Here is a 19,522-nt window from a genome sequence, read left to right on the forward strand (position 1 = left end):
TACCACTATTGGCGCGCCGCCAGCACCCGCTCCACGGTATCGACGATTGCCTGGGTCTGGGGATCGATCTCGATATTGGTCTGCCAACCCGCTTTGACCCAACCGAGGTTGGTGCGGGCCAGGGTCTCGGGGATCAGGTGAACGCAAAACTCCCGCTCGCGCACCTCACCGATGGTCAGACTGATGCCATCAATGCCGATGTAGCCCTTGGTCAGCACATATTTCATCAACTCGGGGGCGAGGCGATACCACACCTGACGGTTGTTGGGGGTGTCGATCACCGAGGTGACCTCTGCCATGCCGATGATATGGCCGGACATGGCGTGGCCACCGATCTCGTCGCCAAAGCGGGCCGCCCGCTCCACATTGACCTTGTCCCCCACCTGCAACAGGCCGAGGTTGGTGAGGCGCAGGGTCTCCTGCATCAGATCGAAGCTGACCAGATCTCCCTCGACCCGGGTGACGGTCAAGCAGCAGCCGTTGTGGGCAACCGAGGCACCGAGGGCCAGCCCTTCCCCCCACGCCGGGCTTGGCATGCGGATCACATGGGTACGGAAGTTGGGTTGCTGCTCGATGGCCACCAGTTCGGCGGTCCCCTGCACTATGCCAGTGAACATCTCTCGTCTCCTGCGACGGCAAAAAGGGCAGGTTAACCTCGGGCAGAGGGTGAGACAAGGGTACAGGCTGACAAGCTTGCGCCCGATCGCTATAGTGACGCCGTTCACATCCGGGTAAACAAGGAAAAAGAAATGCAGGTATATCAATGTTGTGAAGCGATCCGCATCGCCTATAACCAGATTGGCTCCGGCGAGCAGGGCTATGTGCCAAACGCCATCGCCGCCACCATCCGCGCCCTCAACGCCGTCGCCGCCGATGAGCGGGTACCCGCCGAACTGCGTGAGCAGGCGGCCTATGCCGCGGCCAACCTGCTGATCAGCGATCACGAAGACGCCTGATCCTGCCCCCTGGGGCGGCAACTATTTCGTCCTGGATGAATTTCAGGCTAGAATGCCTCCCCCGCCCTTTGCACTTTCGTCCGAAAGTGCAAAGGCTCTTCCCGATTTCCGCTCTTTTTTACTCTTATCTGATCCACTCGGAGGTGTCAGTGCAACGTTATTGGTCCGAGGCGAAGCAGCTCGTCCGTCTAGCCAGCCCCATTCTGGTCGCCCAGGTGGCCCAGGTCGCCATGAACTTCGTCGATACCGTGATGGCGGGACAGGTGAGCGCGGTCGATCTGGCGGCCGTGTCGGTGGCGTCCAGCTTCTGGTTACCGGTGATCCTGCTGGTGCAGGGCATCATCATGGCGCTGACCCCCATCGTCTCCCAGCTCAACGGTGCTCGCAAACGGGAAGAGGTGCGCCCGGCCGTTCATCAGGGCTTCTGGCTGACACTGATCGTCACCCCGCTGGCCATGATCGCGCTTTATTACAGCCCGCTGGCGTTGCAATTTATGGATGTGGAGCCGGTGATGGCCGCCAAGACCAGCGGCTATCTGCATGCCATTCTGTGGGGCCTGCCCGCCTTTGCGATGTTCCAGGTGCTGCGCAACTTCAGCGAAGGACTCTCCCACACCATGCCCACCATGGTGATCGGCTTTGTCGGGCTGGCGGTCAATATTCCCGCCAACTACATCTTCATTCACGGCCACTTCGGCATGCCGAAACTGGGCGGGGTAGGTTGCGGTGTGGCCACCGCCATCGTGCTGTGGGCCATGCTGCTGGCGATGATCCTCTATGTGAAGCTCTCCCGTCACTTCACCGAGATCCGGCTTTTCTCCCAGCTGGTTCGCCCCAACGGCAGCCAGATCTGGCGCCTGTTTCGCTTGGGGTTCCCCATCGCCATGGCGATCTTCTGCGAGGTGACCCTGTTTGCCGTAGTGGCGCTGATGCTGGCCCCCTTTGGCGCCGAAACGGTGGCGAGCCACCAGATTGCACTCAATTTCTCCAGTCTGGTCTTTATGCTGCCGCTCTCCATCGGGGTGGGTGTCACCATCCGGGTAGGCCACAGCATCGGTGAAGGCCAGCCCCATCACGCCCGGGTGGCCGCCCGTACCGGTCTTATGCTGGGCGTGAGTGTCGCTGCACTCACCGCTACGGTGACCGTGCTGCTACGGGAGCACATCGCCAGCATCTATACCGATGACCTGCAGGTGATCGCCCTGGCGGCCACCTTGCTGTTCTTCGCAGCCATCTACCAGCTCTCCGACTCGGTGCAGGTGGTCGCGGCCGCTGCGCTGCGCGGTTACAAGGATACCCAGGCGATCTTCTATGTCACCATCGTCGCCTACTGGGGACTGGGGCTGCCCACCGGCATGATCCTGGGTCTGACCGACTGGCTGGTACCGCGGATGGGGCCACAGGGCTTCTGGATTGGCTTTATCGTCGGCCTCACCAGTGCGGCCCTGATGCTGGGGGCAAGATTGCGCTACATCTACGGCCGTTTTGCCACTCCGGAGGCCTGCACCACCCTGTCGCGGGCTCAGTAACAGGGCTTGGTAAGCGACAACTCGCCTGCAAAATCAACAGGCTGCGCAAGAACTGGGCAAACAGTCTCCTTTGTGCATATGGCCTGTTGACAGCCTTGGGGGGCATGGGTAGTATGCCGACCACGCCAGCAATGCTGGTGCAGTGAAGTGGGTTTGTTGCTCGGTTGGTCAGAGCATGACCTTGGCATGGTGAAGATTGTGCCGTTGGTTCGAATTCATTTCATCAAGTGGGTTTATAGCTCAGTTGGTTAGAGCACTACCTTGACATGGTAGGGGTCGTTGGTTCGAATCCAATTAAACCCACCACTTTTTCTGTGATGCGTCCTTAGCTCAGCTGGTTAGAGCACCACCTTGACATGGTGGGGGTCGGTGGTTCGAATCCACTAGGACGCACCATTACAGAACACTGATTATGCGTCCTTAGCTCAGCTGGTTAGAGCATCACCTTGACATGGTGGGGGTCGGTGGTTCGAATCCACTAGGACGCACCATTCAGTTTGAAAGATATGCAGATATTCCAGATGTGGGTTTATAGCTCAGTTGGTTAGAGCACTACCTTGACATGGTAGGGGTCGTTGGTTCGAATCCAATTAAACCCACCACTTTCCTGCATAAAGAAGTCAAAAGTCGCATTGCGCACCCTGCGTCCTTAGCTCAGCTGGTTAGAGCATCACCTTGACATGGTGGGGGTCGGTGGTTCGAATCCACTAGGACGCACCAGATTAAAAAAGCCCGCTCATCGAGCGCAATGCTGTTCACTTAAGCGGAGCCGCATTGCGATTTACCGGAAAACGGGTCTTTGATATCTTCACCGCCCTGGGTCTCGATGGCCTGGGGCGTTTTTCTATGAACATGACGCCTATGCAGCCCCGCAACTCCGCCAACCTCCGTGGGGTATGGGCTGGCGATAACGCGCCCGCCATCACTGCCATCTGGTTCGCGATGAACTGACAGGCAAACTTGAAGCTCACTTCATTAGGCGCTCGCTGATGGGCTACGGCGGCCTGGCTCGCCTCCCGCCTGACCAGATTGTATCCAAGCAGCAATCCCCACAGCTCCTGATAAACCAGGTCCACTTTCTTGCTTCTCAGCGTGATGGCGTTGTGCTGCATCGCGCTTTTGATATCCCGGTATCCCAGCTCGATTTCCCAGCGCTCGTGGTACAGGGTTGCCACCTGCGTTGCGCTGAATCGCGCCACGGGCAGGGAGGTAAAGACCGTTTTCTCCTTGCCGGCCACCTCATAGGTCACTGCACGAACGTGCCAGTGCGTCGGCAACTCGGGGTTTTTCTTGCGTGCCTGAGGCGAGACCGTCATTTGCAACAGACGGTCACCGTCGCCATAGCGCTCCAGTTCCGTATATACCAGCCCCTTGCGTTCCGGGATGAGCCAGTGACGGTCGGTGTCTTCGGCCTGAATACGCAGCAACAGGTCGGCACCGAAGAAGCCTTTATCCAGCAGGGTCACCGAATTGTCCGGCAATGAGTGAATGAACTCGCTGGCCAGGGGAATTTCCCCTTTGCGGTACGGGCTGATGGCCGCGTTGGCAATGACATGCGAGCGGACATTCATCAGCGTGACCAGCCGCAGCATCGGGTAGGGTGTCTGCCGGTTGGTTGAGGTGTTACCCGAGCCGAAATGCGCCCTGAGTTCAGGCATATCCTGGGTACGGAACAGGGCTCCATCGATGGCAAAGACCTGTAAACCGTGCCACTGGTCTTCAGGATAACGTTCCCGTCCCCACACATCGGCACACTGCTTGAACAGCCACTCGAGCGGCTGTTTGCCGAGTCGCTGACGGGCTTGAGACAGGGCACTGTCCGCGAGCAAGGCGTCATTGGCCAACCCTTCTGCACAGATATTGAGGCGCCGAGCGACCTCGGAGATGGGCTCATTACGGAAAAAGGCCATCCCCACGACGAGCCACAAGACCATATCAGAAGGTAAGCGGCGGCGGCGAATAGTGGCCTTTTCAGACAAGGTGGCAGCGGCAGTAATCCATTCGTCGGGAATATGGTCGGCAAAAATGGCCAGCCGAGCCAGCATGTCGCCAGATGTCTCAATAACATCGTTCAGGTCGTTTGCAATAGACATAAAAAAATCCGGAACCAGTGACTGGTTCCGGATTGTCCTACAGCAGAAGGATCGGTCAATGGATCCTTAACTGATCAGCATTGCGCTCATCGAGCGGGCTTTTTGCATTCTGTCCAGTCACTCCCCTACCCCGCCAATCCGTTCAGTACCGACCGGGCAATGGCGCAGAGCCTTGTTCCAATAAAAAGCCCGTGTCATCCGATAAACGACACGGGCCGGATAGACGCCGCCAGACCTTCAGCTCTGCACGGCAATCTCGTACTTCTTTATCTTGCGATAGAGGGTGGCAATCCCTATCCCCAGCGCCTGTGCGGCCAATTTCTTGTTGCCAAGCCGCTGCAGGGTCTCTTCAATCATCTGTTTTTCCATGCTCTCAAGGCCGCTCTCACCCGGGACGGATTCAGGCAGCTTCTCCGACATGGCCGCGAGCGGTGCGGCGGCAGGGACATTGAACGCCGCATCCAGATTGGTCACCGGGATCGACTGGGCCGCCACGCGATGGGGCTCCTGATTGCGGATGATGTTGGGGGGCAACAGGCTGGCATCGATCACCTCGCCCGCCTGGCTGACGTTGACCAGATATTCGATGAGGTTGCTGAGCTCACGGACGTTGCCCGGCCAGCGATACCCTTTGAGCAGCGCCATCACCTCGGGCGCCAGACCGGGATAGACGATGCCGATGCGGCTGGTGTGCAGGTTGAGGAAGTAGTGGGTCAGCAGCTCCACGTCCCCTTCCCGCTCCCGCAGCGGCGGCAGGTTGAGGGGGATGACGTTGATGCGGTAGTAGAGATCCTCGCGAAACTTCCCTTCGGCGATGTATTGATCGAGATGCTGGTGGGTGGCGGCGATGATACGGATATCCACCGGCACCGGCCGGCTGGCCCCGATAGGGGTCACCTCCCGCAGCTCCAGCACCCGCAGCAGCTTGGCCTGCATGGTGAGCGGCATGTCACCAATCTCGTCGAGGAACAGGGTGCCCTGATGGGCCGCCTGAATAAGGCCCTGCTTGCCGCCGCTGGAGGCGCCGGTAAAGGATCCCTTCACATAGCCAAACAGCTCGCTCTCGAGCAGTTGTTCGGGAATGGCGGCGCAGTTAATGGCGATGAAAGGTTTATCCTGACGCGGGCTCAAGCGATGGACGGCGCGGGCCACCACCTCTTTACCGGTGCCGCTCTCGCCGCAAATCAGCACGCTGGAGGGGCTCTGGGCGATGCGGTGCAGCAGCCGCTTGAGGGTGCGCATCGGCTTGCTCTCACCGATAAGCTGATCGATCCGCACATCCGGATCCGGCTCCTGAACCAGACCTGAGTGGGACTGGTGAAACGCCATCAGAAAGAGCTGCTGGCCCTGCACATGGTGCAGCTGGCCGATGATCAGCTCCTGACGTCCTTCGAAGGTGATGATGTGCTGGATATGGCCACTCAGCCCCTGCCGGGAGAAGGTGAGCGGACGGATCCCCACTTCGCGCCCCTGCAGTTGTTCCTGCTGGCAACCCAGATGATGGAGCGCCGCTTCGTTGGCGTAGAGCAGTTGACTCTTGTCATCGAGCAGCAGGCAGCCCTGATCCATGTTGGTCATCAGATTGAGGAACACCTTGTTGACCCCGTCCGACAGCCCGCGCGAATCGAGCAATTTGGCCACAAAGATGGTGGATATGTGGCGCACATAGTCACACACATCCTGCAGATTGTTGTTGAGGCGCGCCTGCTGCTCGTCGCTGAAGGCCACCAGACTGATCACCCCGATACAGCGCTCGTCCACCATGATGGGCACCCCGAGGAAGGCGCGCTCACGGCAGCTCTCCTTGCAGGTACAACCGTCACACACCGGATCATCGCTGGTGTGGGTAACGATCTTCTCCCGCTGGTTATCAATCACATAGCGCAGCAGGCGGGAATCCCCCTCCAGCTGACGTCCGAAGAACTTGCCATAGGGCCCGGTGCCAGCCACCCGAACCATATCGGCATCCACAATCTCGACCTCAAGCTGCAGCACACTCGCCAGCATCTTGGCAAAGCGCAAGATGGTCGGCTGGATCTGCATCAACAGACATTGGTTGCTCACGGATCTCATCCATCATTCCTTTTTGTTCTTGTTATCCTCCCCCTAAAGGGAGTCATGCTGGCCAGATACTAAGGGATATCAGGAGCAACTACTTCGGGGGGGATCACGAAAAGGGAAAATGGACGCTATTCTCAGAACCTTCTGAGGTGCGGATAAAAACCAATAAAAACAGAAATATAGAAGATGGCTTCCGGCTTAGCCCGGCAGATGGAGCGCGAGCCAGACCGCCAGCGGGATCACCAGCACAGAGAGAGCATTGCCGCCGAGCACGATGCTGGCCACCTTGTCCGGCTGACAGTGATACTGCTCGCAGAGCATGTAATTCAACACCGCTGGCGGCAGCGAAACCGACAACATCAACAGCGGGATCCACTCCGTCTTGAGGGGCAACAACCAGATCGCCAGCAGCAACGACAATCCCCCCGCCAGCAAATAGAGCAGGTTGCACTTGAGCGCGAGCCCCAGGTGATCGAGTTCCCCTTCCATCAGCCGAATGCCCAATGCAAACAGCATCAGGGGCACCGAGATCTGACCGAGCAGCGAGGCCGTGGTGACCACATATTCCGGTAGCGTGATATGCAGGTTGGCCACCAGCAAACCGGCCAATGCGGCCCACAACACAGGGCTGCGCAGCCACAGCCAGCGGGAAGTATTGGCCGAGAGGATAAACATGCCGACCGAGAAGTGCAGCAGGTTGGAGAGGACAAAGAGGATCACGATGGCCCCCAGTTGCTGCTCGCCAAACGCCAGCACCATCAAGGGGATACCGAGATTGCCGGTATTGCGGAACATGGCGGGCAAGATCAGTGCCGCCCGCTCAATCCCTTTGAGTTTGAGCAGCGCGAGCAGCAGGCCGGGTAGCAGAATAACCAACGCCCCCGCCGCAATCAGCGGCAGATGCTCCGCCAGCGCCAGCGGATACTTGACCAGCGCGGAGAAGACCAGCGCCGGGGTAAACAGCTCGATATTGGCCCGATTGACGTAACCGAGGGCAGCCCCAGGTCGCAATCGCCCATAGAGGGCGCCGAGCCCGACGACCCCGAACACCGGAATGACGATATTGAGCAGGGCGCTGAGCATGGGCGGCGTCCGTTACAGTTCGCGGGCCGGTTTGCCCATCAACACCACCGGATCCAGCGTCACTTCCAGTGCGCCGTTGCTGACCCAGAGCTGGCCATCGGAAATGGTGCAGGTAAGGTGCATGGTGCGCTCGACCATGGCGGTAAGCGGCAGGGTCTGGCTGTCGGAGAGCTCGATGATGCTGAGGTTGTCGTGCTGGCTCAGCTTGCCCTGGTTCTGCTTCCACCAGACGCTGGTGCCACGGCCACCGTAGAGATAGAGCACGACCTGACGGGCGCGGTTGCAGGCTTTTTTCAGCCGTTTTTCATCGGGCTGGCCCAGTTCAATCCAGAGTTCGATTTCATCCGAGTAGTTCTTGCACCAGAGCTCGGGCTCGTCATCGGCGCTCAGTCCCTTGGTGAACTCCAGTCGCTCGGCGGCGTGCCAGGCAAAGGCCGCCAGCCGGATCATCATCCGCTCATCGGTTTCGGAGGGGTGGCGGGCCAGCGTGAGGGAGAAGTCCTGATACAGATTGCGATCCATATCAGACAAACTGATCTGGGCCTTGAATACGGTTGCCTTGAGAGCCATAGAAAACCTTGAACACCTGAATAAGAGAAAGATGATTGAAAAATACGGGCGCCAGTGTAATCAAAATCGGCGACGGGTTCGACCATCCTGACCAAACATTTCCCCTTCCCTGCCGGGATAAGTGCTTTAAAAGACACAAAAAACAAATGCCAGTCCGAAGACTGGCATTTGGCGGCATGAGAAGCGACTCACTTCTCGGCGGACTGTACTCCGAACGCGTTCAGCAGCATGCAACAGGTCACTGCCACCGCCACGAATCCGCTCAGAAAGATAAAGGGCATGGCCCCATATCCCAGTACTGTCCAGATGGTGTGTTCAAGAAGACTCATTGTTGTGTCCTTCATCCGGTGAAAGGTGTGTTCCTTCTGGCGGATATTGGCTCCGCTCTTGATGACTCCATTTGACCTCAATCAGCGGTTGGGTCCTATGCCACCAAAGTGATAAATGCAGGGTTCATTTGCGCTGGATCAAGCTTTTTGGCCAAATATCCATGCAGTTCAAGCAATTACCACCGCCAATCAAGGATAGACACAAACTCGGCAGAATAAAAAAACGCGCCGGATGGCGCGTTTCTTGGACAGCACAGGCAAGGGATCAGTTGTCGCACAGATCGCTTGGCATGTCCTGACGCAGGCGAGTCCACAGCTTGCCGGACTCGATACCGTACTGACGCACCGTCATGAAAACGGCTTCGTGGTTCTTGGTCTCCGCCAGATTGAGCAGGGTCTTGTAGTAGGCATCTGCGGTCTCGCGAGCTTGCTTGTCGGAGAAGTAGTAGCTGCCGACTCTGCTATACAACCCTTTGAAACCATTCAGGATCAGGGCGTAGATCGGATTGCCGGAAGCAAACGCCAGCTGGTGGTGCAGGCGATAATCGAACTCGGCATAAGCCTGGGCGTTGTTCTCGACCCCATCGGCGCCACGCAGGATCTCGGCGGCCTGCTCCGGATTGTGACGGATCGCCCCGCGGATAAAGATGGTGCAGATGTGGGTACGGGCGGAGAGCAGCTGAGCTATCAGATCAGGTACCTTGTCCTGATCCAGACGAGCCAACGTCTCCAGAATATTGAGGCCGGAGGTTTCCCAGAAATTGTTCACCTTGGTCGGCTTGCCATGCTGGATGGTCAACCAGCCATCACGGGCCAGTCGCTGCAGCACTTCGCGCAAGGTCGTCCGCGTCACCCCGATCAACTCGGATAATTCACGCTCGGCGGGCAGAATAGATCCGGGAGGAAAGCGATTGTTCCAGATGGACTCGATGATGTATTCCTCGGCAAACCCAGCTGGGCTCTGCGCTTTTATAACCATGAATTGACTCTGTTGTAATGCGTAAAAAGGCTGACGAATGATATCAAAGCGATGATGGCTGGCAAGCATAAGGTCAGTCCTCTGCTCACATATGGCAAATATAGTGTTGGGAATATGTATCTAATCGCCGCAGGGGAGCCAGCCAACCCCGACAAGGTGGTTATAAAACAGACACATGGGCAGAGATCCATCGGCTATCATTTATAATCGTCACGCTTTTTGATTAAAATCACGAGGAATCAGACAGATAAAGGCCAACATCCGGAGGCACAGGTCGAATCATCCTTGACTGCATAGAAGCAGATCCTAACAACAAAGTTGAGACCCATTATCATGCCAATAAGCCTAGGGCAGGCATTCGCCAAGAACTTCTTGGGCAATGCACCACAGTGGTATAAAAGCGCCATCTTGCTATTTCTGGTGATCAATCCGATTGCCTTCCACCTTGATCCTTTCATTGCGGGCTGGTTACTGGTCGTTGAGTTTATCTTCACCCTGGCCATGGCCCTCAAGTGCTACCCCCTGCAACCGGGTGGTCTGCTCGCGATCGAAGCCGTGTTGATCGGCATGACCTCCGCCGATCAGGTCAAACACGAGCTGGTCGCCAATATCGAAGTGCTGTTGTTGCTGGTGTTCATGGTGGCAGGCATCTATTTCATGAAGCAGCTGCTGCTCTATGTCTTCACCAAGCTGCTGATCGGCGTACGCTCCAAGATCCTGCTCTCCCTCTCCTTCTGTCTGGTCTCCGCCTTCCTGTCGGCTTTTCTCGATGCCCTGACCGTGATTGCCGTGGTGATCAGCGTCGCCACCGGCTTTTATGCCATTTATCACAAGGTCTCGTCCGGCAAGGAGTTTGGTCACAGCCATGACCATACCGATGATAAGGAAGTCGCCGAGCTCAATCGCCAGGATCTCGACGATTTTCGCGCCTTCCTGCGCAGCCTGATGATGCATGCCGCCATCGGTACCGCGTTGGGCGGTGTCTGCACCCTGGTGGGCGAGCCGCAAAACCTCATCATCGGCGAGCAGGCTGGCTGGAACTTCGGCGAATTTGCCATTCGCATGTCCCCCGTGACCATCCCTGTCTTTATCTGCGGTCTGCTGACCTGCGTGTTGGTGGAACAGTTCCGCTGGTTTGGCTATGGTGCCCGCCTGCCGGACACGGTTCGCGCCATCATGGAGGAGTACAACCGCTACGAAGAGGCAAAACGCAGTCAGCAAGACAAGGCCAAGCTGATCGTTCAGGCATTGATTGCGATCTGGCTGATCGTCGGTCTGGCCATGCACCTGGCAGCCGTTGGCCTGATTGGCCTCTCGGTCATCGTGCTGGCGACCTCCCTGACCGGGATCACCGAGGAGCACTCACTGGGCAAGGCTTTCCAGGAAGCGCTGCCCTTCACCGCCCTGCTGGCGGTCTTCTTCAGCGTGGTTGCCGTCATCATCGATCAGCAGCTGTTCAAACCGGTGATCCAGCTGGTACTGGCAGCCAAACCGGAGAATCAGCTGGCCCTCTTCTATCTGGCCAACGGGGTGCTCTCCATGGTCAGTGACAACGTCTTCGTTGGCACCGTCTATATCAACGAGGTGAAGACTGCGCTGATCAATGGCGCCATCGACCGCGCCCAGTTCGATCTGCTGGCGGTGGCCATCAACACCGGTACCAACCTGCCATCGGTCGCCACCCCGAATGGTCAGGCCGCCTTCCTGTTTATGCTCACCTCTGCATTGGCGCCGCTGCTGCGTCTCTCTTATGGCCGCATGGTCTGGATGGCGCTGCCCTATACCATAGTGCTGGGACTGGTCGGCTTCTTCGCCGTGGAGTTGCTGCTCGCCCCGACCACCGAGTGGTTCTATCAGCACGGATGGCTGGTGATGGAGAGTGCGCTGCCGGCAGTGCAGCCAGCGCTTCATTAATCCGTGACTACGGATCCCGGGGGCCCTTCAGGGCCCTTTTCTTTTCTGCCCCGCTCTGCTCTAATTCAGCCACTGTTTTTTCTGAGAGATCAATGAGATGATCGAGTTTCTCCGCCGTATCGCAGCCCATCGGCTGGCTTGGGGTCTGCTGGCAGCATCAGCCCTGTTCCTCGAGTTGTGCGCCCTCTTCTTCCAGCATGTGCTGGGCCTCTCCCCGTGCGTAATGTGCGTTTACGAACGGTTGGCGACCCTGGGTGTGCTGGCCGCCGGTCTGCTCGGCATGGTGGCGCCGGATAAGTGGTATGTTCGCTGGAGCGCCATGTTGCTGTGGGGCTACAGTGCCTTCCGCGGCTTCCAGCTGGCACTCCAGCATGTGGACTATCAGGTTAACCCCTCCCCGTTCAACGTCTGCAGCCCGTTTGCCGACTTCCCGAGTTGGGCCCCGCTCGATCAGTGGCTCCCCTGGCTCTTTATGCCGGAAGGGGATTGTGCCCAGATCACCTGGCAATTCTTCGGTTACTCCATGCCCCAGTGGCTGGTCGTCATCTTCGCCGCCTATCTGCTGGTCTTCACCGTGGTGGCCATCGGCAATCTGGTGAAAGGACGCTGCTGCAACTGATCTGCATCTCTGCGTAGATATAAGAAGGGGGGGCCATAGTGGCTCCCCCTTCTCGTTCTGTCTGACCGTATTTTGTCTGACTGTCGATTACGCCTTGGCGGCGCCCATCTTGGCCTTGACCGCGCCAATCACCATGGGCAACAGGGAGATACCGATGATACCGAAGATCAGCAGGGTAAAGTTCTGACGCACCACCGGCAGATTGCCAAAGAAGTGGCCTGCATAGACAAAGGAGAGTACCCACAGCAGACCGCCAACCAGGTTGAACGCCAGGAAGCGCGGATAGGTCATGGCCCCCATCCCTGCCACGAACGGCGCAAAGGTACGCACGATTGGCAGGAAGCGGGTGATGATGATGGTCTTACCACCATGCTTGGCATAGAAGGCGTGAGTCTTGTCCAGATAGTCGCGACGGAAGATTTTGGAATCGGGATTGCGGAACAGTTGCTCACCGAAGAAGTGACCGATGGTGTAGTTGACCACGTTGCCGAGCACGGCCGCGATGATCAGTACCCCGGCCAGGGTGTGGACGTCCAGCACGCTGCCCACGGTGAGGGCACCGGCGGCAAACAGCAGGGAGTCACCCGGCAGGAACGGCGTCACTACCAGCCCGGTTTCACAGAAGATGATCAGAAACAGGATGGCGTAAACCCAGACGCCATAGTTCTCGAACAGCTCTTTCAAATGCACGTCAACGTGCAGGATAAAGTCGATAGCAAAGAGGATCAGATCCATTTTTTCCATACCCATAAAGTGAACGGCGTGGAGTCTACGCCAATGCGATCCGGGTCACAATCTTCGGAACTGCCTCTTTTTCATCCCGCTGCGGCAGACGTCAAATAAAACCGTTTTACCGCAGCTTGCCACGCGATGCATCAGGAGCAACCCGAAGAAGCGGACTTCCCTATGTATGAGGCGCCTGCTCAAGATCGCTGCGCACGGCGGGGGGCAGGCAACGCTCCCAGCCCCACAACAACACCAGCAGCAGGGTCACGTCATCGAGCCAGCCCAGCAGGGGCACCACGTCGGGAACAAGATCCACCGGACTGATGCCATAGAGCAGGATAAGGATCACCAGTCCCTTCGCCCACCAGGGGGTGGCAGGGTGACGAAAACCCTGATAGAGACGACGCAGTCGTTGCCAGATAAGCCAGCGTTTGCGGCTCATGACTCGATCAACTCGCTGCGCAGCCGCTGGATCTGATCCCGCAGTGCCGCCGCCTGTTCGAACTCCAGATCCCGGGCATGCTGGAACATCTGTTCCTCCATCCGTTTGATCTCTTTGGCAATCTCGCTGGCTGAGCGGGCGTGGTACTCCCCTTGCGGCTCGGCGGCCTTGCGACTCCCCTTGCCTGCTTTGCCTGCACTGCGGCTGCCCCCCATGTCCATCACGTCCCCCACCGACTTGTTGAGCCCCTTGGGGGTGATGCCGTGCTTGAGGTTGTGGGCATGTTGCAGGGCGCGGCGCCGCTCGGTCTCCTCGATCGCCACCTTCATCGAGTTGGTGATGGTATCGCCGTAGAGAATGACCTTGCCGTTGAGGTTGCGCGCCGCGCGGCCGATGGTCTGGATCAGCGAGCGGGTCGAGCGCAGGAAGCCCTCTTTATCCGCATCCAGAATCGCCACCAGCGACACCTCCGGCATGTCGAGACCTTCCCGCAACAGGTTGATGCCCACCAGCACATCGAACTTGCCAAGGCGCAGATCGCGGATGATCTCCACCCGCTCGACCGTATCGATGTCGGAGTGGAGGTAGCGCACCTTGACGTCGTGCTCCGCCAGATACTCGGTCAAGTCTTCCGCCATCCGCTTGGTCAGAGTGGTGACCAGCACTCGCTCCTCCACCGCGACCCGCTTGCGGATCTCGGAGAGCAGGTCGTCCACCTGGGTAGTCACCGGGCGCACCTCGATCTCCGGATCGAGCAGGCCGGTAGGGCGCACCACCTGCTGCACCACATCGCCACCGGACTTCTCCAGCTCGTAGGGGCCGGGGGTCGCCGAGACAAACACCGTCTGCGGCATCAGCGCCTCGAATTCGTCGAACTTGAGGGGCCGGTTGTCGAGCGCCGAGGGGAGCCGGAAGCCGTACTCCACCAGGGTCTCCTTGCGGGAGCGGTCCCCTTTGAACATGGCGCCGATCTGCGGCACCGTGACGTGGGATTCATCGATGATGAGCAGGCCATCCCCCGGCAGGTAGTCAAACAGGGTGGGCGGCGGCTCCCCCGGCGCCCGGCCGGAGAGGTAGCGGCTGTAGTTCTCGATACCGGAGCAGTAGCCCAGCTCCTGCATCATCTCCATGTCGAACTGGGTGCGCTGGCTGATGCGCTGCTCTTCCACCAATTTGTTGAGGGACAACAGCTGCTCGCGACGGCTGCGCAGCTCCTCCTTGATATGCTCGATAGCCCCCAGAATGGTCTCGCGCGGGGTGGCGTAGTGGGTCTTGGGGTAGATGGTGTAGCGCACCACCGTCTGCTCGATGGCGCCAGTCAGGGGATCGAACTGGGAGAGCCGCTCCACCTCCTCATCAAACAACTCGACCCGCAGCGCCAGCTTGTCCGACTCGGCAGGATAGATGTCGATCACTTCGCCACGCACCCGGAAGGTGCCGCGTTGAAACGCCATGTCGTTGCGGGTGTATTGCAGCTCGGCGAGGCGGCGCAGAATATCCCGCTGGTTGATCACATCCCCCACTTTCAGGTGCAGCATCATGCTGAGATAGGCCTGGGGATCCCCCAGACCATAGATGGCCGACACAGAGGCCACGATCACCACATCGCGCCGCTCCAGCAGCGCCTTGGTGGCCGACAATCGCATCTGCTCGATGTGATCGTTGATGGAGGCATCCTTCTCTATAAAGGTGTCGGTGGTCGGCACATAGGCTTCAGGCTGGTAATAGTCGTAGTAGGAGACGAAATACTCCACCGCGTTGTCGGGGAAGAACTCCTTCATCTCGCCATAGAGCTGGGCGGCCAGGGTCTTGTTGGGTGCCAGGATCATGGTCGGGCGGTTCAGGGTAGCGATGACATTGGCCATGGTGAAGGTCTTGCCCGAACCGGTCACCCCGAGCAGGGTCTGGTGGGCCAGCCCCGACTCGATGCCATCCAGCAGCTGGGCAATCGCCGCGGGCTGATCCCCGGCGGGTTGAAACTGGCTGGCTAACTTGAACAATTTGCTCATGAACACTCCCGACACAAAACAGCAGAGGAGCAGTGTAACCGAGGGGCTGGCAGCGGTACACCCGCGCCATCACCCACACGAATGGCTTGACCACCTTTGGCACCTTCTGTATAGTGCTCCTCCTTGCTCGATGTTCCCCCGTAGTTCAGTCGGTAGAACGGCGGACTGTTAATCCGTATGTCACTGGTTCAAGTCCAGTCGGGGGAGCCAATTCCTCACCATCTCGGTGCAAGTTATCCACTTTAGTGCCCTCTCCTGCCAATTTTAATGCACAAGATCCCTCTTGCTGCTGACGCTCCCTTTTGTTACCCGTTCCGGCCCGACAGAGTTTTCTCCTGTCGTTTATAACTATTTGATTTTTATACAAACATTTTTCTTCCGGTATTTTTTGAACAGCACTTGCACCCCAGTAGTGGCGCGGCTTTGCGGGCAATGAACAAGATTCATGAACAGGGTTATCCACAGATTCTGTGGGTAAGTGCAGCAAACCCTGTCAGGACGCGGGATTGCCCGTTGTTGTCATCGGCAAGAGCCCGTTTTGCCAGCAAACCTGATTTTATGCTGTTTTGCCACGGACGCTGTAACAGGCTGGCAACAGGCTCTATTGGCACTTTCCTGAGACATCTTTTTGCCAGCCCTTTTCCCGTGAGCAAGCGGATAAAATCAAGCGATATTTGCATGGTTAGCACGGCGGCTCACCTGTGGTTGAATATGCCGAAACTGCGCTCCGGCGACCGGCTGGACAGCAGAATCTATAATATTGCCCACGACCGGGCCGCGTCGGTAGCGGGCAGCATTTTTCACTAATTGACATCCGCTGTGGCAGCAAAAACCTCCTGATTTCATCCGCTTGTCTCCCTATCCCGCCGCCTTGTCCGCAAATAGCGTCCGATAACGTCCGATTAATCGTCCCGTTGCGCTTCTTTATTGGGGATAGATACGGCACAATATCGACCCCACTTTTTTCCTCGGTTTTTCCGGGCATGACCATAGATTTCGTGACACTGCTACATCAAAGCGACTCCCTGCTGCTGTTCGTGGTATTGGCCTTCGGCCTGCTGCTGGGCAAAGTTCGTCTTGGCAACTTCCAGATTGGCAACACCATCGGCGTGTTGTTCACCGCCCTGCTGTTCGGCCAGATGGGCTTCGAATTTGCTGCCACCACTGAAAACGTCGGCTTTATGCTGTTCATCTTCTGTGTGGGGATCGAGGCGGGCCCTCACTTCTTCAGCGTCTTCCTGCGCGACGGCATCCACTACATCACCCTGACCCTGGTGATCTTGCTGACCGCCCTGCTGCTGACGGTGGGGCTCGCCAAGTTCTTCAATCTGGGGCCGGGCATGGCGGCGGGGATCCTGGCGGGTTCCCTCACCTCGACACCGGCGCTGGTGGGTGCCCAGGATGCCCTGCGCAGCGGTCTGCTCAACCTGCCCCATCAAACCGATATGCAGGCGGTGCTCGACAACATGGGTATCGGCTACGCCCTGACCTATCTGGTCGGTCTGGTGGGGCTGATGCTGGTGGTGCGCTACCTCCCCTCGCTAGCTCGTCTCGACCTCAATACCGAGGCGCAGAAAATCGCCCGCGAGCGGGGGCTGTCCGACAGCGAGAGTCGCAAGACCTATCTGCCCATCATCCGCGCCTACCGGGTCGGCCCCGAGCTGGCGGCCTGGATCGGTGGCCGTACCCTGCGCGAGACCGGCATCTACCCCCATACCGGTTGCTATGTGGAGCGGATCCGTCGCAACGGTATTCTGGCCAGCCCGGATGGTGACGCAGTCATTCAGGAAGGGGACGAGATCGCTCTGGTGGGCTATCCCGAGAGCCACGAGAAGCTGGACGTCAACTACCGCAACGGTAAAGAGGTGTTTGATCGCAACCTGCTCGACCTGCAGATCGTCACGGAAGAGATCGTGGTAAAGAACGACTCCGTGGTGGGCCGCCATCTGGTGGAGCTCAACCTCACCGAGAAAGGGTGCTTCCTCAACCGGGTGGTGCGCTCCCAGATCGAGATGCCGTTCGATCGCAACATCATGCTGCAAAAAGGCGACGTGTTGCAGATCAGTGGCGAGAAGCAGCGGGTCAAACTGCTGGCCAACAAGATCGGCTTTATCAGCATCCACAGCCAGACCACGGATCTGGTGGCCTTCACCACCTTCTTCGTACTCGGCCTGTTAATCGGCTCCGTCTCGCTGGTATTCGGCCAGATCGAATTTGGCCTCGGCAACGCCGTCGGCCTGCTGCTGGCGGGCATTCTGATGGGTTACCTGCGGGCCAACCACCCGACGGTCGGCTATGTGCCGCCCGGCGCGCTCAGATTGGCCAAGGATCTTGGTCTGGCGGTCTTTATGGTGAGCACGGGTCTGAAAGCCGGTGGCGGCATCCTCGACCACCTCAGCGAAGTCGGTATGGTGGTGCTCTTCTCCGGCATGCTGGTGACCACCTTGCCGGTGCTGGTGGGCTATCTGTTCGGGGTCTGGGTGCTCAAGATGAACCCCGCCCTGCTGCTCGGCGCCATCACCGGTGCCCGTACCTGCGCTCCGGCGATGGATGTGGTCAACGAGGCCGCCAACAGCTCCATTCCGGCGCTCGGTTACGCCGGTACCTATGCGGTGGCCAACGTGATGCTAACCCTGGCAGGCTCCTTTATCATCGGCTTCTGGTTCTAGCCAGTGGCCATCAAATTACCGCCAACAGAGAAGGGAGCCACAGGCTCCCTTCTTGCTATCTGACTGACTAGCAGGCTCATTGGTGTGACGTCACCTGACAGCAGCCATCTGCGCTGACCTCTGCCACAAACGCACTCCCCCTATCCCACGATAACTGATGTTCTGCTCTGCTCTGCTCTGCTCTGCTCTGCTCTGCTCTGCTCTGCTCTGCTCTGCTCTGCTCTGCTCTGCTCTGCTCTGCTCTGCTCTGCAGCATTGATGACAGAGCCCGAAGACAAAAAAAGCGCCCTGAGGCGCTTTTTTCATATCAACCGGATGATCAGGCTTTGAACTTGCTGAACACCAGAGAAGCGTTGGTACCGCCAAAGCCGAAGCTGTTGGACATGACGGTGTTGAGCTCGGCCGCTTCGTACTCGCGTACGATGGGCAGACCCACGGCCTTCTCGTCCAGATTCTCGATGTTGATGCTGGGGGCAATAAAGCCGTGTTCCATCATCAGCAGGGAGTAGACAGCCTCATGCACGCCCGCAGCGCCCAGCGCATGGCCAGTCATCGCCTTGGTCGCGGAGATCTTGGGACCGTTGGTACCAAACAGAGTCTGGATTGCTTCCAGCTCTTTGGTATCACCGACCGGTGTGGAGGTGCCGTGAGTGTTGATGTAGTCAACCTTGCCCACACCCTGCATCGCCATCTTCATACAACGCACCGCGCCTTCACCGCTCGGCGCAACCATGTCGTAGCCATCGGAGGTGGCACCGTAACCGGTCAGCTCGGCATAGATATGAGCACCACGCGCCAGCGCATGCTCCAGCTCTTCGATCACCAGGATGCCGCCGCCACCGGAGATAACGAAACCGTCGCGGTCCGCATCATAGGTACGGGACGCTTTTTCCGGCGTGTCGTTGTACTTGGTAGAGAGGGCGCCCATGGCGTCAAACTGGATGGTAGAGGACCAGTCCAGCTCTTCACCGCCGCCAGCGAACACCACATCCTGTTTGCCAAGCTGGATCAGCTCCATGGCGTGACCGATGCAGTGAGCAGAGGTAGCGCAGGCAGAGCTGATGGAGTAGTTGACACCCTTGATCTTGAACGGGGTTGCCAGACAGGCAGAGGTGGTCGAGGACATGGTGCGCGGCACCATGTAAGGGCCCACCCGCTTGACCCCTTTCTCGCGAGCGATATCGCAAGATTCGGAGGTGTTTTTGCCGGAGGCACCGCCTGAACCGACCACCAGGCCGGTACGCTCGTTGGAGACCTGATCTTCCGGCAGACCGGCATCTTCAATGGCCTGCTGCATGGAGAGATAGGCATACGCCGCCGCATCCCCCATGAAACGCATGACTTTACGGTCGATCAGTTCAGACGGATCGAGTTTGATGTTACCCCAGACACGGCTACGCAGGTTGTGCTGTTCGAACTGCTCGGAATAGGTGATGCCGGATTTACCTGCTTTCAGGGAGGCCAGCACTTCTTCCTTGTTGTTGCCGATACTGGAGATGACGCCGATACCGGTGATCACTGCTCTTCTCATTAATTCATCTCG

General features: G+C 58.3%; 17 protein-coding genes and 6 tRNA genes. 12 read left to right on the top strand and 11 right to left on the bottom strand.

Translation table 11 applies throughout. The features are described from left to right. Positions 1 to 5 precede the first annotated feature (5 nt). Complete coding sequence (locus I6G90_RS06450; protein WP_058051544.1) at positions 6 to 617, bottom strand: riboflavin synthase; 612 nt, start codon at positions 615 to 617, stop codon at positions 6 to 8. Positions 618 to 749: 132 nt separating this feature from the next. Here I6G90_RS06450 and I6G90_RS06455 point away from each other — a divergent pair, with 132 nt between their 5' ends. From I6G90_RS06455 to I6G90_RS06485, 7 genes are all read left to right on the top strand, one after another. Next, the gene (locus tag I6G90_RS06455; RefSeq protein WP_005345813.1) at positions 750 to 956 is read left to right on the top strand and encodes a YaeP family protein; all 207 of its coding nucleotides are present in this window, start codon (positions 750 to 752) and stop codon (positions 954 to 956) included. Between the two features lie 149 nt (positions 957 to 1,105). Continuing rightward, complete coding sequence (locus I6G90_RS06460; protein ID WP_075112167.1) at positions 1,106 to 2,485, top strand: MATE family efflux transporter; 1,380 nt, start codon at positions 1,106 to 1,108, stop codon at positions 2,483 to 2,485. Between the two features lie 229 nt (positions 2,486 to 2,714). Next, a tRNA-Val gene (locus tag I6G90_RS06465) sits at positions 2,715 to 2,791 on the top strand. A gap of 13 nt (positions 2,792 to 2,804) precedes the next feature. After that, a tRNA-Val gene (locus tag I6G90_RS06470) sits at positions 2,805 to 2,881 on the top strand. Between the two features lie 18 nt (positions 2,882 to 2,899). Beyond that, positions 2,900 to 2,976 (top strand) — tRNA-Val (locus I6G90_RS06475). Positions 2,977 to 3,010: 34 nt separating this feature from the next. Continuing rightward, positions 3,011 to 3,087 (top strand) — tRNA-Val (locus I6G90_RS06480). A 41-nt stretch (positions 3,088 to 3,128) separates the two neighbouring features. Then, a tRNA-Val gene (locus I6G90_RS06485) sits at positions 3,129 to 3,205 on the top strand. A 35-nt stretch (positions 3,206 to 3,240) separates the two neighbouring features. Here I6G90_RS06485 and I6G90_RS06490 read toward each other — a convergent pair. The 6 genes from I6G90_RS06490 to fadR all read right to left on the bottom strand — a co-directional run bounded on the left by I6G90_RS06490 (position 3,241) and on the right by fadR (position 9,600). Further along, a complete protein-coding gene (locus I6G90_RS06490; protein WP_197930341.1) occupies positions 3,241 to 4,578 on the bottom strand; it encodes an IS4 family transposase in 1,338 nt (445 codons plus the stop codon). Positions 4,579 to 4,815: 237 nt separating this feature from the next. Beyond that, a complete protein-coding gene (locus I6G90_RS06495) occupies positions 4,816 to 6,651 on the bottom strand; it encodes a sigma 54-interacting transcriptional regulator (RefSeq protein ID WP_197930343.1) in 1,836 nt (611 codons plus the stop codon). Positions 6,652 to 6,837: 186 nt separating this feature from the next. After that, entirely contained in the window at positions 6,838 to 7,722 is an 885-nt protein-coding gene (locus tag I6G90_RS06500; protein ID WP_058051547.1) for an AEC family transporter, read from the bottom strand. 12 nt (positions 7,723 to 7,734) lie between these two features. Then, on the bottom strand, positions 7,735 to 8,292 hold the full coding sequence (locus I6G90_RS06505; protein ID WP_058051548.1) for a YaeQ family protein: 558 nt from the start codon (positions 8,290 to 8,292) through the stop codon (positions 7,735 to 7,737). 188 nt (positions 8,293 to 8,480) lie between these two features. Further along, positions 8,481 to 8,621, bottom strand: coding sequence for a TIGR02808 family protein (locus I6G90_RS06510; protein ID WP_005345965.1), 141 nt, complete (start codon positions 8,619 to 8,621; stop codon positions 8,481 to 8,483). A gap of 265 nt (positions 8,622 to 8,886) precedes the next feature. Then, complete coding sequence (fadR, locus tag I6G90_RS06515) at positions 8,887 to 9,600, bottom strand: fatty acid metabolism transcriptional regulator FadR (protein ID WP_026034983.1); 714 nt, start codon at positions 9,598 to 9,600, stop codon at positions 8,887 to 8,889. A gap of 333 nt (positions 9,601 to 9,933) precedes the next feature. Between fadR and nhaB the strand changes: the two genes are divergently transcribed. Both nhaB and dsbB read left to right on the top strand, forming a co-directional pair. Beyond that, a complete protein-coding gene (nhaB, locus tag I6G90_RS06520; RefSeq protein WP_197930345.1) occupies positions 9,934 to 11,514 on the top strand; it encodes a Na(+)/H(+) antiporter NhaB in 1,581 nt (526 codons plus the stop codon). A 97-nt stretch (positions 11,515 to 11,611) separates the two neighbouring features. Next, positions 11,612 to 12,133, top strand: a complete 522-nt coding sequence (gene dsbB, locus I6G90_RS06525) for a disulfide bond formation protein DsbB (protein ID WP_058051550.1) — start codon at positions 11,612 to 11,614, stop codon at positions 12,131 to 12,133. Between the two features lie 87 nt (positions 12,134 to 12,220). On the opposite strand, the gene I6G90_RS06530 is transcribed toward dsbB, so the two are convergent. From I6G90_RS06530 to uvrB, 3 genes are all read right to left on the bottom strand, one after another. Continuing rightward, complete coding sequence (locus tag I6G90_RS06530) at positions 12,221 to 12,868, bottom strand: DedA family protein (protein WP_042657456.1); 648 nt, start codon at positions 12,866 to 12,868, stop codon at positions 12,221 to 12,223. A gap of 169 nt (positions 12,869 to 13,037) precedes the next feature. After that, positions 13,038 to 13,301: a YkvA family protein gene (locus I6G90_RS06535; protein ID WP_197930347.1), complete on the bottom strand. Its 264-nt coding sequence runs from the start codon at positions 13,299 to 13,301 to the stop codon at positions 13,038 to 13,040. Beyond that, the gene (uvrB, locus tag I6G90_RS06540) at positions 13,298 to 15,310 is read right to left on the bottom strand and encodes an excinuclease ABC subunit UvrB (RefSeq protein WP_197930349.1); all 2,013 of its coding nucleotides are present in this window, start codon (positions 15,308 to 15,310) and stop codon (positions 13,298 to 13,300) included. Before uvrB ends, I6G90_RS06535 begins: the two co-directional genes overlap by 4 nt. A gap of 134 nt (positions 15,311 to 15,444) precedes the next feature. On the opposite strand from uvrB, the gene I6G90_RS06545 reads away from it, so the two are divergent. From I6G90_RS06545 to I6G90_RS06555, 3 genes are all read left to right on the top strand, one after another. Beyond that, positions 15,445 to 15,520: transfer RNA gene (locus I6G90_RS06545), tRNA-Asn, on the top strand. Between the two features lie 222 nt (positions 15,521 to 15,742). After that, positions 15,743 to 16,117, top strand: coding sequence for a hypothetical protein (locus I6G90_RS06550; RefSeq protein ID WP_197930351.1), 375 nt, complete (start codon positions 15,743 to 15,745; stop codon positions 16,115 to 16,117). A 176-nt stretch (positions 16,118 to 16,293) separates the two neighbouring features. Then, positions 16,294 to 17,979 (top strand): aspartate:alanine antiporter, encoded by a 1,686-nt coding sequence (locus I6G90_RS06555; RefSeq protein WP_042059020.1) that lies wholly within the window; start codon positions 16,294 to 16,296, stop codon positions 17,977 to 17,979. Positions 17,980 to 18,298: 319 nt separating this feature from the next. Here the strand turns inward: I6G90_RS06555 and fabB are convergent, their stop codons facing one another. Beyond that, complete coding sequence (gene fabB / locus I6G90_RS06560; protein WP_075112161.1) at positions 18,299 to 19,510, bottom strand: beta-ketoacyl-ACP synthase I; 1,212 nt, start codon at positions 19,508 to 19,510, stop codon at positions 18,299 to 18,301. Positions 19,511 to 19,522 lie beyond the last annotated feature (12 nt).

It is taken from the genome of Aeromonas allosaccharophila, from assembly GCF_016026615.1.
Taxonomy (GTDB): Bacteria; Pseudomonadota; Gammaproteobacteria; order Enterobacterales; family Aeromonadaceae; genus Aeromonas; species Aeromonas allosaccharophila.